General features: G+C 65.4%; 9 protein-coding genes and 1 pseudogene. 8 read left to right on the top strand and 2 right to left on the bottom strand.

Going from position 1 to position 12,658, the window contains the following annotated elements; genetic code table 11:
- Positions 1-42 precede the first annotated feature (42 nt).
- The 7 genes from JJE66_RS04740 (at position 43) to JJE66_RS38585 (ending at position 6,535) form a co-directional block, all read left to right on the top strand.
- Positions 43-633, top strand: coding sequence for a glutathione S-transferase family protein (locus JJE66_RS04740; protein ID WP_200512934.1), 591 nt, complete (start codon positions 43-45; stop codon positions 631-633).
- 18 nt (positions 634-651) lie between these two features.
- Positions 652-1,116 (top strand): GNAT family N-acetyltransferase, encoded by a 465-nt coding sequence (locus tag JJE66_RS04735; RefSeq protein WP_200512933.1) that lies wholly within the window; start codon positions 652-654, stop codon positions 1,114-1,116.
- A gap of 172 nt (positions 1,117-1,288) precedes the next feature.
- The gene (locus JJE66_RS04730) at positions 1,289-1,480 is read left to right on the top strand and encodes a hypothetical protein (protein WP_246756084.1); all 192 of its coding nucleotides are present in this window, start codon (positions 1,289-1,291) and stop codon (positions 1,478-1,480) included.
- A 79-nt stretch (positions 1,481-1,559) separates the two neighbouring features.
- Positions 1,560-2,732, top strand: a complete 1,173-nt coding sequence (locus tag JJE66_RS04725; RefSeq protein ID WP_200512931.1) for a phosphoserine transaminase — start codon at positions 1,560-1,562, stop codon at positions 2,730-2,732.
- A 113-nt stretch (positions 2,733-2,845) separates the two neighbouring features.
- Positions 2,846-4,435, top strand: coding sequence for a phosphoglycerate dehydrogenase (gene serA, locus JJE66_RS04720; protein WP_200512930.1), 1,590 nt, complete (start codon positions 2,846-2,848; stop codon positions 4,433-4,435).
- A gap of 307 nt (positions 4,436-4,742) precedes the next feature.
- Positions 4,743-5,915, top strand: a complete 1,173-nt coding sequence (locus JJE66_RS04715; protein ID WP_200512929.1) for an acetyl-CoA C-acyltransferase — start codon at positions 4,743-4,745, stop codon at positions 5,913-5,915.
- A gap of 392 nt (positions 5,916-6,307) precedes the next feature.
- Positions 6,308-6,535 (top strand): hypothetical protein, encoded by a 228-nt coding sequence (locus JJE66_RS38585; protein WP_409362824.1) that lies wholly within the window; start codon positions 6,308-6,310, stop codon positions 6,533-6,535.
- A gap of 592 nt (positions 6,536-7,127) precedes the next feature.
- Here JJE66_RS38585 and JJE66_RS04705 read toward each other — a convergent pair.
- Positions 7,128-8,069, bottom strand: a pseudogene (locus tag JJE66_RS04705) (alpha/beta fold hydrolase); the annotation flags it as partial.
- A gap of 111 nt (positions 8,070-8,180) precedes the next feature.
- On the opposite strand from JJE66_RS04705, the gene JJE66_RS04700 reads away from it, so the two are divergent.
- Entirely contained in the window at positions 8,181-9,107 is a 927-nt protein-coding gene (locus JJE66_RS04700; protein ID WP_200512927.1) for a LysR substrate-binding domain-containing protein, read from the top strand.
- Positions 9,108-9,161: 54 nt separating this feature from the next.
- Here the strand turns inward: JJE66_RS04700 and JJE66_RS04695 are convergent, their stop codons facing one another.
- Positions 9,162-12,461 (bottom strand): PAS domain-containing protein, encoded by a 3,300-nt coding sequence (locus JJE66_RS04695; RefSeq protein WP_200512926.1) that lies wholly within the window; start codon positions 12,459-12,461, stop codon positions 9,162-9,164.
- Positions 12,462-12,658 lie beyond the last annotated feature (197 nt).

Here is a 12,658-nt window from a genome sequence, read left to right as displayed (position 1 = left end):
GCTATGTCCTGATGCTCTGCCGCCCGACATGGGGCGGCAGCGATGCAGATTTACGGCGACAGCAATTCCGGCAATTGTCTGAAGGTGAAGTGGGTCTGCGACAAGCTCGCATTGCCCTATCGCTGGATCGAGATCGACACGCGCAAGGGCGAGACGCGCAACCCCCAATTCCTGAAGATGAACGGCGCCGGCCAGGTGCCGACCATAGCCTTCGACGACGGCCGCACGCTGGCGCAGTCCAATGCCATCATTCGCTATCTCGCCCGCGACAGCGCGCTCGTTCCGCGCGATGCCTTTGCCGCTGCCAAGATGGACGAATGGCTGTTCTGGGAACAGTACAGCCACGAGCCTTATATCGCGGTGTGCCGTTTCCAGCTGGTCTATCTCGGCAAGCACGTATCCGAGCTCGATGCGGACAAGGTCAAGCGCGGCTATGCGGCGCTCGACCGCATGGAGCAGCATCTCGCCGCGAGCCGCTTCTTTGCAGCCGAACAGGTTTCGCTCGCCGACGTCTCGCTGCTCGCCTATACCCGCCTCGCGCATGAAGGCGGCTTCGATCTCGGCCGCTATGCGGCCATTCGCCGCTGGATCGGCGAAGCCGAGGCGTATCTTGGTCTTTCGCCGGCGCGTTGAGTTCTGGAGTTTTTTCACATGAGCGATAAGTCCGTCACCATTCGTCGCGCGCGCCGCCAGGACGTCGCCGCGATTGTCGCGATGCTCGCCGACGATCATCTCGGCCGCGCCCGTGAGCGTATCGAGGACCCGTTGCCCGCTGTCTACTACCAGGCATTCGAGCGGGTCGAGCGCAATTCTGATCTCACGCTGGTGGTTGCCGAGAGCGAGGGCAGGGTGGTCGGTTGCCTGCAACTCGCTGTATTGCCGGGCATCAGCTCGCAAGGCGGCATTCGCGGTCTGCTCGAGGATGTCCGCGTTGCCTCTGATTGCCGCAGCCGCGGCATCGGCGAGCAATTGGTGCAATGGGCGATTGCGGAAGCGAAAGCGCGCGGCTGCAATCTGGTCGAATTGCTGACGCATCAAAGTCGCGTCGACGCGCAGCGCTTCTACAAGCGTCTCGGATTTGCATTGAGCCACGCCGGCATGACTGTCCGCTTTTAAAGCAGGTCGTGGCGGGCGTTGCACTGGCTGAAAAATCCGATCACGCATTCGTTCATCTTAAGAGCTGGTAAACTACCCGTCTGTCGTTCACGTTGTTCGAGGAACGAATGGTGCTACGCAGCGTCAGACACCGGGCTCGGTCGGTTCGGGGATTTCGATGACAAGCTATTCCATGATCAAGGTCGGCAACGACTACGTTGTGCAGGCCAATGACAAGTGCATTTTGAAAGTCGGCAGCCGCCGCAAAGCCGCGCAATTGATCAGCGAGGCCACGGACTTGCTGAACGCGCTCGCCTTGGTCGAAGCGCCGGACATTGCGCCGGAGGCGCCATCACTCCAGCGTGAGACGCCTGAACTTCCTTGACGACTCTCCCTGTTTCCCGTATCAGCCGCGGCGGGACACCTCCCCCCAACGGGAGGCTTACTATCTGGAAGGGTAGATCATGACTGTAGCGAAGCCCGCTTCGCGGCCCGACGTGCCGCATTTCTCCTCCGGTCCCTGCGCCAAGCGCCCCGGTTGGAACGCCCAAAATCTCAAGGACGCAGCGCTCGGCCGTTCGCATCGCGCGAAGGTCGGCAAGACCAAGCTCAAGCTCGCGATCGATCTGACGCGCGAAGTGCTTGAAGTGCCGGCCGATTACCGCATCGGCATCGTGCCGGCCTCGGACACCGGCGCGGTCGAGATGGCGCTGTGGTCGTTGCTCGGTGCGCGCCCCGTCACCACGCTCGCCTGGGAATCCTTCGGCGAGGGCTGGGTCAGCGACATCGTCAAGGAATTGAAGCTCAAGGACGTCACCAAGCTCAACGCGGCCTATGGTGAGATTCCCGATCTTTCCAAGGTTGACCCCAACAGCGACGTCGTCTTCACCTGGAACGGCACCACCTCCGGCGTGCGGGTGCCGAACGCCGACTGGATCAGCGCGACCCGCGAGGGCCTGACCATTTGCGACGCCACCTCGGCCGCGTTCGCGCAAGATCTCGACTGGGCCAAGCTCGATGTCGTCACCTTCTCCTGGCAGAAGGCGCTCGGCGGCGAAGCCGCGCACGGCATGCTGGTCCTGTCGCCGCGCGCGGTCGAACGGCTCGAGACCTACAAGCCGGCCTGGCCGCTGCCGAAAATCTTCCGCATGACCAAGAGCGGCAAGATCAACGAGGGCATCTTCGTCGGCGAGACCATCAACACGCCGTCGATGCTTTGCGTCGAAGACTATCTCGATGCGTTGAACTGGGCCAAGTCGATCGGCGGCCTCAAGGCGCTGATCGCGCGTGCCGACGCCAACACCAAGGTGCTGGCCGATTGGAAGGCGAAGACGCCGTGGATCGACTTCCTGGCCAAGGACGCCGCAATCCGCTCCAACACCTCGGTGTGCCTGAAGTTCACCGATCCCGCGCTCACCTCGCTCTCGGACGACGCGCAGGCGGAGTTCTCCAAGAAACTCGTCGCGCTGGTCGAGAAGGAAGGCGCGGGTTACGACTTCGCCTACTACCGCGATGCGCCGGCGGGCTTGCGGATCTGGTGCGGTGCGACCGTCGAGGCCAAGGACGTCGAGCTGCTGACGCAGTGGATCGACTGGGCCTTCGCCGAGACCAAGGCGCAGCTCGCCAAGGCGGCCTGAGTTTTCTTTCTTAGCCTCTCCCCGTTCTTGCGGGGAAAGGGAGAAGTGCTCCGAGACATTCACCCAATCCGGTCTAAGGCCCTTCCCTTGAGGAAGGCAGAGGACACATTCCCATGACCAAGCCCAAAGTTCTCATTTCCGACGCGCTCTCTCCGGCTGCCGTGCAGATCTTCAAAGACCGCGGCGTCGAGGTCGACTTCCAGCCCAACCTCGGCAAGGACAAGGACAAGCTCGCCGAGATCATCGGCAATTACGACGGCCTCGCGATCCGCTCCGCGACGAAGGCGACGGCCAAGATCCTGGAGAAGGCGACCAACCTCAAGGTGATCGGCCGCGCCGGCATCGGCGTCGACAATGTCGAGATCCCCGCCGCCACGGCCAAGGGCATCATCGTGATGAACACGCCGTTCGGCAATTCGATCACGACCGCCGAGCACGCCATCACCCTGATGCTGGCGCTGGCCCGCGAGATCCCGCAGGCCGACGCCTCGACCCAGGCCGGCAAGTGGGAGAAGAACCGCTTCATGGGCGTCGAGATCACCGGCAAGGTGCTCGGCGTCGTCGGTTGCGGCAACATCGGCTCGATCGTCGCCGACCGCGCGCTCGGCCTGCGCATGAAGGTGATCGCGTTCGATCCGTTCCTGTCGCCGGAGCGCGCCAAGGACATCGGCGTCGAGAAGGTCGAACTCGACGACCTGCTCAAGCGCGCCGACTTCATCACGCTGCACACCCCTCTGACCGAGAAGACCAGGAACATCATCGACGCGGCCGCGATCGCCAAGATGAGGAAGGGCGTGCGCCTGATCAACTGCGCCCGCGGCGGTCTCGTCGACGAGCAGGCCGTGGTCGATGCACTCAATTCCAAGCACATCGCGGGCGCCGCCTTCGACGTCTTCGTCGAGGAGCCCGCGACCGCGAACGTGCTGTTCGGTCATCCCAACGTGATCTGCACGCCGCATCTCGGCGCCTCCACCACGGAAGCGCAGGAGAACGTCGCGCTCCAGGTCGCAGAGCAGATGTCGGATTACCTCCTGACCGGCGCGATCTCGAATGCCGTCAACTTCCCCTCGATCACCGCGGAAGAGGCGCCGAAGCTGAAGCCGTTCATCGCGCTGGCCGAGAAGCTCGGCTCGTTCGCCGGCCAGCTCACCGAGAGCGGCATCCGCAAGGTCGAGATCACCTATGAGGGCAACGTCGCCGAGATGAAGATCAAGGCGATCACGTCCGCGGTGTTGTCGGGTCTGCTGCGGCCGATGCTGGGCGAGGTCAACGTGGTGTCGGCGCCCGTCGTCGCCAAGGAGCGCGGCATGGTGGTCGACGAGATCGTCCGCGCCGCCCAGAGCGACTATGAGAGCCTGATCACCGTGAAGGTCGCGACCGAACGTCAGGAGCGTTCGGTGTCCGGTACAGTCTATCACGACGGCAAGCCGCGTCTGGTCGACATCAAGGGCATCCGCGTCGACGCCGAGTTCGGCAAGTCGATGATCTACGTGACCAACGAGGACAAGCCGGGTTTCATCGGCAAGTTCGCGAGCCTGCTCGGCGATGCCAAGATCAACATCGCGACCTTCCATCTCGGCCGCGTCGCACCGGGCTCCGATGCCATCGCGCTGATCGAGGTCGATGGCGCCGTGCCGGCAGACCTGCTCGCCAAGGTGCAGGCGCTGCCGCAGGTCAAGCAGGTCAAGGCGCTGACGTTCTAGTCGAGCGCTCACCATTTGCCGTCATGGCCGGGCTTGACCCGGCCATCCACGTCTTGTTGCTCGGCACGAAGAACGTGGATGCCCGGGACAAGCCGCATGACGAGCGAATGGAGTGGTACTCGAGCGCCGCGGAATGACGCCCATCATATATTCCGACCTGCGGAACAACGCCGCCCGAAAGGGCGGCGTTTTTGTTGATGCAGCGCCGCGCTTTATTCTTCCCGCGATCCCCAAACTTTGTGTACCAATGGCGCCGAGAACGCCTCGTTCCAACGCCTCCGTACCAATGTTCGAAAGGGAGAAAACAATGCGTGAAGCCGTCATCGTTTCCTACGCGCGCACGGGCCTGGCCAAGTCCGGCCGTGGCGGGTTCAACATCACGCCGCCGATGTCGCTCGCGGCGCACGCCATCCACCATGCGGTCGACCGCGCCGGCGTCGAGAAGGATTACGTCGAGGACTGCTATCTCGGCAATTGCGCCCATGGCGCGCCGAACATCGGCCGCCAGGCCGCGCTGCTCGCCGGCATGCCGAAATCGACCGGCGGCGTCTCGGTGAACCGCTTCTGCTCCTCCGGCCTCCAGACCATCGCGATGGCCGCCAACTCGATCCGCTCCGACGGCGCCGACTGCATCGTCGCCGGCGGCGTCGAGAGCATCTCGATTCCCGGCGGCGGCTCGCCGAAGGAATGGGTCGACCCGGAGCTGCTCAAGACGGCGCCGGCGATCTTCATGGCGATGATCGACACCGCCGACATCGTCGCCGAGCGCTACAAGCTCAGCCGCGAATACCAGGACGAATACTCGCTGGAATCGCAGCGCCGTATGGCCGCAGCCCAACAGGCCAACAAGTTCAAGGACGAGATCGTCCCGATGAAGACCAAGATGAAGGTCGTCGACAAGGCAACCAAGGCCGAGAGCATCGTCGACTACGTGGTCGATCGCGACGAATGCAACCGTCCGGAGACCACGCTGGAAGGATTGGCGAAACTCGAGCCGGTGAAGGGCCCCGGCAAGTACGTCACCGCCGGCAATGCCAGCCAGCTCTCGGACGGCGCCGCCGCCGTGGTGCTGATGGAAGCCAAGGACGCCGAGAAGCGCGGCCTCAAGCCGCTCGGCCGCTTCGTCGCCTGGGCAGCCGCGGGCTGCGAGCCGGACGAGATGGGCATCGGGCCGATTTTTGCCGTGCCGAAGCTGTTGAAGCGTCACGGCCTGAAGATCGACGACATCGATCTCTGGGAGCTCAACGAGGCCTTCGCCAGCCAGTGCCTCTATTCGCGCGACAAGCTCGGCATCGATCCCGACAAGTACAACGTCAACGGCGGCTCGATCGCGATCGGCCATCCCTTCGGCATGACCGGCGCCCGTCTCACCGGCCATCTGCTGCAGGAAGGCGCCCGCCGCAAGGCCAAGTGGGGCGTGGTGACCATGTGCATCGGCGGCGGCCAGGGCGGCGCGGGCCTGTTCGAGATCTATAGCTGAGATCGCGCGATATGAATGTGAAAGGGCACGGCGCAAGCCGTGCCCCTTTTGTTTTTGGTCCCACCCAAAGCGAAATCGTTCGAGTTCAACCTGTGCGGGCATTGTGTATGGCAGGAACAGGCCGGCTCGCGCCCTCTCCTTATTCGCGATGCCGAGGAAATCTTTGCCTCGCCGGGCGTTAAGCGCGACGGGGCAGTTGGAGGAGAACGCTCATGCGGACAACAATGGCAGCAATCCTTATGACCGTCCCGCTCATCGCAGGACCGGCGCTCGCGCAGCAGACGACGCCGAACTCGAACCTGCAGAGCGAGGCGGACAAGGGCATCAAGACACAGAACTCCGGCGCCTCGGGCTATGTCGGAGAGCAGGACAAGCCCGGGGCGGCTGCGAACATGCCGGGAGATCGCAATCGCGCCGATACGACAAATGGGGTTGCCACCTCCCCCAGCGCGCAGAATTCAGGGGCAGGGATCGCGGGTGCTCCGGGCAACAAGAACGGTCCGCCCGCGCATACCGGAACCGTCGGTTCGAACTCCCAAAATAAGTCGGTCCAGGAGCAGGATCCCTCGAATGTAAAAGGTTTGCCCGGCAACAAGAGCGGTCCGCCGGCAAAGCGATAGCTGCGGCGCGCGAGCGGAACCCGCTCGCGAGCGACCGCGGAACGCGCGGCCGAGGATGCAAGATCGGTCCCGCCGGAGCTGAGATCGCACCATAGTAAATGCGAAAGGGCACGGCTCACACCGTGCCCCTTCTTGCTTGTGCGCTACACCAAGGCGCTTGCGTTTGAGGTCAGTGGGCGGGCGTTGCGGCCACGGAGACTGTGTCGCTGGGGCCGACGCCGGTCAGCCGGACGACCGCGGGTTCGGCGCGCGTGAAAGCGAAGTGCGGGGCACCACCCGGCTCGGTGTACAGGCCGCCGGTCGTGAGCGGCTTGACCGGCGCATCGCCCGGTCTGGAGCCATAGCCGAAGTACCAGGCGCCGGAAATCACGGTGGCGAAACGGTCGTCGCGGTGGGTGTGGGGCGCGATCACCGTGTTCGGCGGCACGTGAATCTCGAGCACGTACGGGCCGGGCTTGGCGGGGTCGCCATACAGCAGCACGGTGCGGATGCCGGTGATCCCCGAGGTACCCGCGCCGGCGCCGGACATCGGCATGGTCTGCGTCTGATCGAGCGACAGAGCCGTTTGCCCGAGATGTCCTTCCCTCTCAGCCGCCGGATGGCCATCGAGGAAGTCGTGGATCGACGCCACCGTGGCCGCCGGCTGCTCTTCCATGAGCCAGTGCCCGGAGTTCGGGATGACCCGCTCTTCGACATCGATGGCGGCTGCTTGTGCAACGACAGTCATCGTCGGACCGAAGGACTTTTCGCCACCGATCGCCAGGACCGGCATCGGGAGCTTTCCGTGCGCCGCGAGCCAGGCGCGGTTGTCGACGGCGTCCTGATCGAAGGCGGCGAACTGACGAAAGCCCGCGTGCATGCGCCCTGGCGCGGCGTAGAGTTGTGCGTAATGGGCGCGCAGGTCCTCGGGGAAATGCGCCGGGTCGGCTGAGAACTCGTTCCAGAAGCGGTCGAGGTAGATGCGCTCGCGCCCCGCGACCAGGCGCTCCATATCCGGTCCGCCGAACCGGAAATGCCAGAGTAGCGGGCTCTTCAAGATCTCGTCCCAGGGTCCGACGCCAGGCAGCGGCGCGTCCATCAGGACCAGCTTCGTCACCCGGTCCGAGTGTCGCGCGGCGAGAGCGTAAGCGACCATGTTGCCGATGTCGTGCGCCACCACATCCGCCCGCGGCGCATGCAGCGCGTCCATCACGCCGGCGATGTCCTCCGCCTCGTTCACCTTGTCGAACCCGGTATCGGCGCTGGCGGAAAGTCCCATGCCCCGAAGGTCGGGCACGATCACGGTGTGGGTTCGGGCGAGATCAGCCGCCAGCGGCGCCCACATGTCGCCCGTGTCGCCATAGCCGTGCAGCAGCACTACCGCCGGGCCCGTCCCGCCGACGCGGACATGGATGGTGGTCCCGTTGGTGGCGATCTCCTGGGTGCGGAAGTTTTGTGGGAAGTCGGCGCCGGCCCCGACGGCGGGGCTCGTCATCAGGGCGGTCACCGCAGCGCTCGCAAGGGCAACGCCGCGGAAAAGGCTCGGAAGGGTCATCACGTGATCTCCTGCTAGTCTAGTGCTTTTTCGTATGGTGCAGGGATAGACCGGACCACCAAGCCAGATTAGTGAGTATTTGGGCCAAACGTTTTTGAATGGAGCGCAAAGGTGGTCGCGAGCGGCGTTGATCGGGCGCGGGAACTTGAGGTGTTTGCCGCGGTCGCCGCCGGCGGCAGTTTCTCTGCCGCGGGGCGCGGCCTTTCGCTGACGCCCTCGGCGGTCAGCCGCACCATCGACCGGATCGAGGCGCGGCTGGGCGCGCGCCTGATGTTGCGAAGCACGCGTGCCCTGACCCTGACTGCCGAAGGTCAAACCTACCTCAGCGCGGCCCGCCGAATTCTGGCGGACATCGATGAAGCCGAACGCACCATCGCCGACCAGAGCGCGCCGCGGGGCCGGATCAGGGTCAGCGCCGCCGTCGCTCACGGAAGGATCTGCATCGTTCCGCTGCTCGAGGAGTTTGTTCGCCGCTATCCGAGCATCCTGATCGACATCAATCTCAGCGACGGGATCGTTGACGTGGCGGCGGGTCAGGCGGATGTGGCGATCCGATCGGGGCCGCTGGCGGACAGCTCTCTGACAGCTCGTCGCCTTGCCGAAAATGGTCGGACGATAGTCGCCTCACCCGGCTATCTGGCTCGGCACGGCACGCCTGCGGTGCCGGAAGACCTGCACAACCACAATTGCCTGAACTTCAACTTCCGCCGAGCCGAGCCGATGTGGCCGTTCCGCAAAGCGGGGACCGACTACGGGCTCACGGTTCACGGCACGATCCAAGCCAATAGCGGCGAGACGCTGGGTCAGCTGGCACTCGACGGCGTCGGAATTGCACGCGTCGGCAATTTCAGCATTGGCGATGCGATCGCCACCGGGCGGCTTGTATCCCTGCTGGACGCGTTCAATCCCGGCGATGTGGAGATATTCCACGCGGTCTTCGTGGGCGGCGCCAACATGCCGGCGCGAATACGTGTTTTTGTCGACTATCTGGTCGAGCGCCTTGCTGGCTCCCAGGCCAAGCCCACCAATAGACCGTGAACAAACGTACTTCCGTGTCCAGCCGCCAATCGGCGAGCTCTGGTCTCGTCTTTCTCAAGCCCGCGCCAGGGCCGGCGCGAACACCACCTCGATCAGCGTGCCGTGACCTGCGCTCTTGATGTTGAACTGGGCGCGGTTGGCTTCGACCAGGGCCTTGGTGAGGGAAAGAGACAGCGCCGAATTGTCCGCGGCATCTCCGGGCGGCGGGGTGCGGAACGGCTCCATGGCGGCGGCGACTTCCTTCTCGCTCAGGCCATGACCGGTGTCGCGGATGCGAAGCGCGATCTCACCGCGGTCGGACAGCGCGGTCGAGACGATGACTTGGCCGCCGGCGCTGGCGAGCCGGATCGAGTTCGAGATCAAATTCATGGTGACCTGGCGCAGCGCGCGCGCATCCGCCGTCACCTGCGGCAGCGCATGCGCGAGCGAGGTGCGGATGATGATGCGTTCGCGGTTGGCCTGCGGCTGCATCACCGTGACGCAGGCTTCGACGAGATCGTTGAGGTTGAGGTTGGCGAAATTGAGATCGAGCTTGCCGGTCTCGATCCGCGACAACTCGAGCAAATCGTCGATGATGGTGATGACGCGCTCGCCGGAGGCGCGGATGTCCTTCATGTATTCGCCATAGCGCTCGTTGCCGAGCGTGCCGAAACGTTCGGAGATCATCACCTCGGCAAAGCCGATGATGGCGTTGAGCGGCGTGCGGATCTCATGGCTGATCCGCGCCAGCATGTCGGCCTTGGCATTGGCGGCGCCATCGACCAGACGTCGCGCCTGCGAAAGCTCGCTCTCGCCCTTCTTGCTGTGCGAGAGATCGCGGAACACGGCGAAGAAGTTCGGGCCGTCGGGCCGGGTGCGGCCCATGATCATGGCGAGCGGAAGCACGCCGCCCTTCTTCTCACGCCCCAGCACCTCGCGGCCGTGGTCGAGCAGGCTTGCGATGTCCTGGCTCTTGAGGCTTTCGAGATAGTCGATGACGATTTGCTGGCTCTCCGGCGCGAACAGCGTCACCAGGTTCTGCTGCATCAGCGCCTCGCCGTCATAGCCGAACAGCGCTTCGGCGCTGCGGTTGCAGGCGTGGATGTTGCCTTCGGCATCGAACATGACGATGCCCTCGGCCGTGGTGTCGAGGATCGCGGCGAGATCCTCCGCATCCGCGTCGCCGGCTTCGAGCTCGGCCTCTGGCTCCGGCAGATCGGGGATCGCCACCACCGGCTGCGGCAGCGCGCAGATCAGCGCGTGCGCGCTTTCGCCGTTCCAGTCGATCGCGTGCAGATGCGCTTCAGTGGTCGCCAGCGGCTGCTCGCCATTGGCGAGCGTGGCGCTGATCGTCACCGGCGTGCCGGCCTGCGAGGTGCTGCTGGCTGACGATACGCCCGGCTCGACATAGAGCGCGTCGAGCCCGCCGGCATCTTCCAGCGCGGCCAGGCTGGCATGGCCCATGCGCGCGAGGAAGGCGGGGTTGGCGTAGAGCAGGCGATCGAGCCGGTAGATCAGGACGCCGGTCGGCACCAGATCGAGCAGCGTGCGGTCGCGCACGCTGTCGCCGCGCGGCGGCGGCGCGGGCTCGCTCAGCCATTCGACGGCGGCTGGCGGCACTTCAGGCTCCGGCGCCGTTGGTTCGGGCGTGATCTCCGCAGCCGGCGGTTCGGCCGCAATGGACGCCATCGTCTCGCGCTCGCGCTCGAGCCGCTCGGACAATTGCCGTGCGAGCTCGTTGAACGCGCTGTTCTCGACCGGCGTCAGCGTCGGCGATCTCTGATCACCAGGTGATCTCTGATCGCTGGGCGACCGGGGATCACCGGGGCTGCGGAACGGCAGGACATTCGGAGGCGTTTCCACTGGCGGTTCCGGATCGGTTGGATGTGAAGTCGCGTCGGTGATGGGGGCGGGCGGTTCAGGCTCAGTTGCAGTTTCGGGCTCAGGTTCTGGCGGCGGCGCGACCAGAGGCGGCGCCTCCGGCTCGGCGTCCGGCTCGACCGCATCTGCCGAAAGGCCTTGCGCCATGCGCGGCTCGGCGAACAGCTCGTACCGCCTAAGCGCATCGAGCCGGTTGAGGGCGTCGAGATCGCGGCAGACGCCAAAGCCCTTGAAGCCCGCAAAATTGCGCTCGCTGTCGTAGACCGGGAGACCCGCGAGCTCGACCGGCAAATGCTCGCCGCCATCGGCCGGCCAGTTCACGGTGATGCCGGCCCAGGTGTCGTGGCTCGCCAGCGCCTGCGCGACGCGCCCCTCGGGATCGAGCGAAAATTCGTCGGCGATCTCGCGCCAGGGCCGGCCGAAGCCGGCCGCGGTGTGCGGACCGATCAGGTGGATGAACTCGCTGGTTGCGAGCACGAAGCGCCCTTGCGCATCCATCTGCCACAGGAAGCGCAGCGGATGCTGGCGCGGTGCTTCCACATGTGCAGTCGGCGGCTCGACCATGGCCGCCGTATTCGGCGTGGCCTGCGGCGACACCATGGCCTCGGCCAGGTTTTCAACCGGAGATTCGGCCGGCGTTTCGACCGGCTCGGCGAATGGATCGAAGTCGAACACCGCAATTCCGGACGTGGCCTCGCTCGGCGGCGGCGGCGCGCTCGGCGTCTCGACAATCGGCCGTGCAGGCTCGACCGGAGCTTCGGGTGTGGCGGCCGGCGTGCTCTGAACCGCGACCTCTACCGGCACCGCGTCCGGAACGCTCTCCGCCGCCGGCGCGGCTTGTGCCGCCGCAGGCTCGATCAGCGCGACGAGCCCGATATCGGCACCGCTGCCCACCCGTTGCAGCACCATGGTGCCGATGCCGATCGGCAGCGCGACGCGGCCGTGGGCGAGCGCATCGCTGCGCGCCTGGTCGAGGCCGGCTTCGCCGAGATCGCGGAAGCCGAGCAGTGGGCGGGCGGCCTCGCTCGCGCCGACGAACAAACCATCCGGCGCAAAGGCCGCCATCGGCACGGCCGCGCCGTCGACGAGGCGATGCAGCCGCTCGACCAGCGGCATGGTGCGGCCGCTCGCCGCCATCGCGGTGACGAGCACACCAGAACTTCCATCGGCAAAATCGAGCCGCGCACAGGCGCAGGTCATCAGCGTGCCGAGCGCCGCGCCGAAGCCGCGCAGCCGCTCCAGCCGGATCGCGCCGCTGGCGGACAGCCGTCGCGCCAGTTGCGCGACCTGGCGGCGATGGCTGTCGGCGGGGCCGAAGGTCTTTTGGGCGAGGGCGGCCGCGTTATCGGCGCCGAAGAATTTTGCGCCGACCGCATTGGCCCACAGCACCCGCGTGCCGTCGAGCGACCAGAGCCACGCCGGCAGCGGCGCGGTCGCATGCACGGCCAGCCTGGGATCGCCGATGCCTCGCAACTGGAAATCCGAATTCGTCATCCGACCGGCTTCAAGTCTCGCTATCACGCGCAAGGCTGCCGGGAATGGCAGCCTTAAGAAAGGGTTAGTATCGCGCGCAGGCGCGGGCAGGTCCACGGCCCAGCCTATGAGGGGTGTCCTAATGCCGCGATAACCTTAATGTGGCTGAACCCGCAAGCCGCTGCGCAGTTGCATCCGCAGGATTCGCGATGACCGCG

Source organism: Bradyrhizobium diazoefficiens (assembly GCF_016612535.1).
Taxonomy (GTDB): Bacteria; Pseudomonadota; Alphaproteobacteria; order Rhizobiales; family Xanthobacteraceae; genus Bradyrhizobium; species Bradyrhizobium diazoefficiens_C.
Note: the sequence above shows the minus strand (reverse complement) of the source record. Positions and strands in the feature narration are given on the sequence as shown.

Coding starts and splice junctions, on each gene's coding strand:
- JJE66_RS04740 (WP_200512934.1), top strand. CDS start 43: ATGCAGATTTACGGCGACAGCAATTCCGGCAATTGTCTGAAGGTGAAG.
- JJE66_RS04735 (WP_200512933.1), top strand. CDS start 652: ATGAGCGATAAGTCCGTCACCATTCGTCGCGCGCGCCGCCAGGACGTC.
- JJE66_RS04730 (WP_246756084.1), top strand. CDS start 1,289: ATGATCAAGGTCGGCAACGACTACGTTGTGCAGGCCAATGACAAGTGC.
- JJE66_RS04725 (WP_200512931.1), top strand. CDS start 1,560: ATGACTGTAGCGAAGCCCGCTTCGCGGCCCGACGTGCCGCATTTCTCC.
- serA (WP_200512930.1), top strand. CDS start 2,846: ATGACCAAGCCCAAAGTTCTCATTTCCGACGCGCTCTCTCCGGCTGCC.
- JJE66_RS04715 (WP_200512929.1), top strand. CDS start 4,743: ATGCGTGAAGCCGTCATCGTTTCCTACGCGCGCACGGGCCTGGCCAAG.
- JJE66_RS38585 (WP_409362824.1), top strand. CDS start 6,308: ATGCCGGGAGATCGCAATCGCGCCGATACGACAAATGGGGTTGCCACC.
- JJE66_RS04695 (WP_200512926.1), bottom strand. CDS start 12,461: ATGACGAATTCGGATTTCCAGTTGCGAGGCATCGGCGATCCCAGGCTG.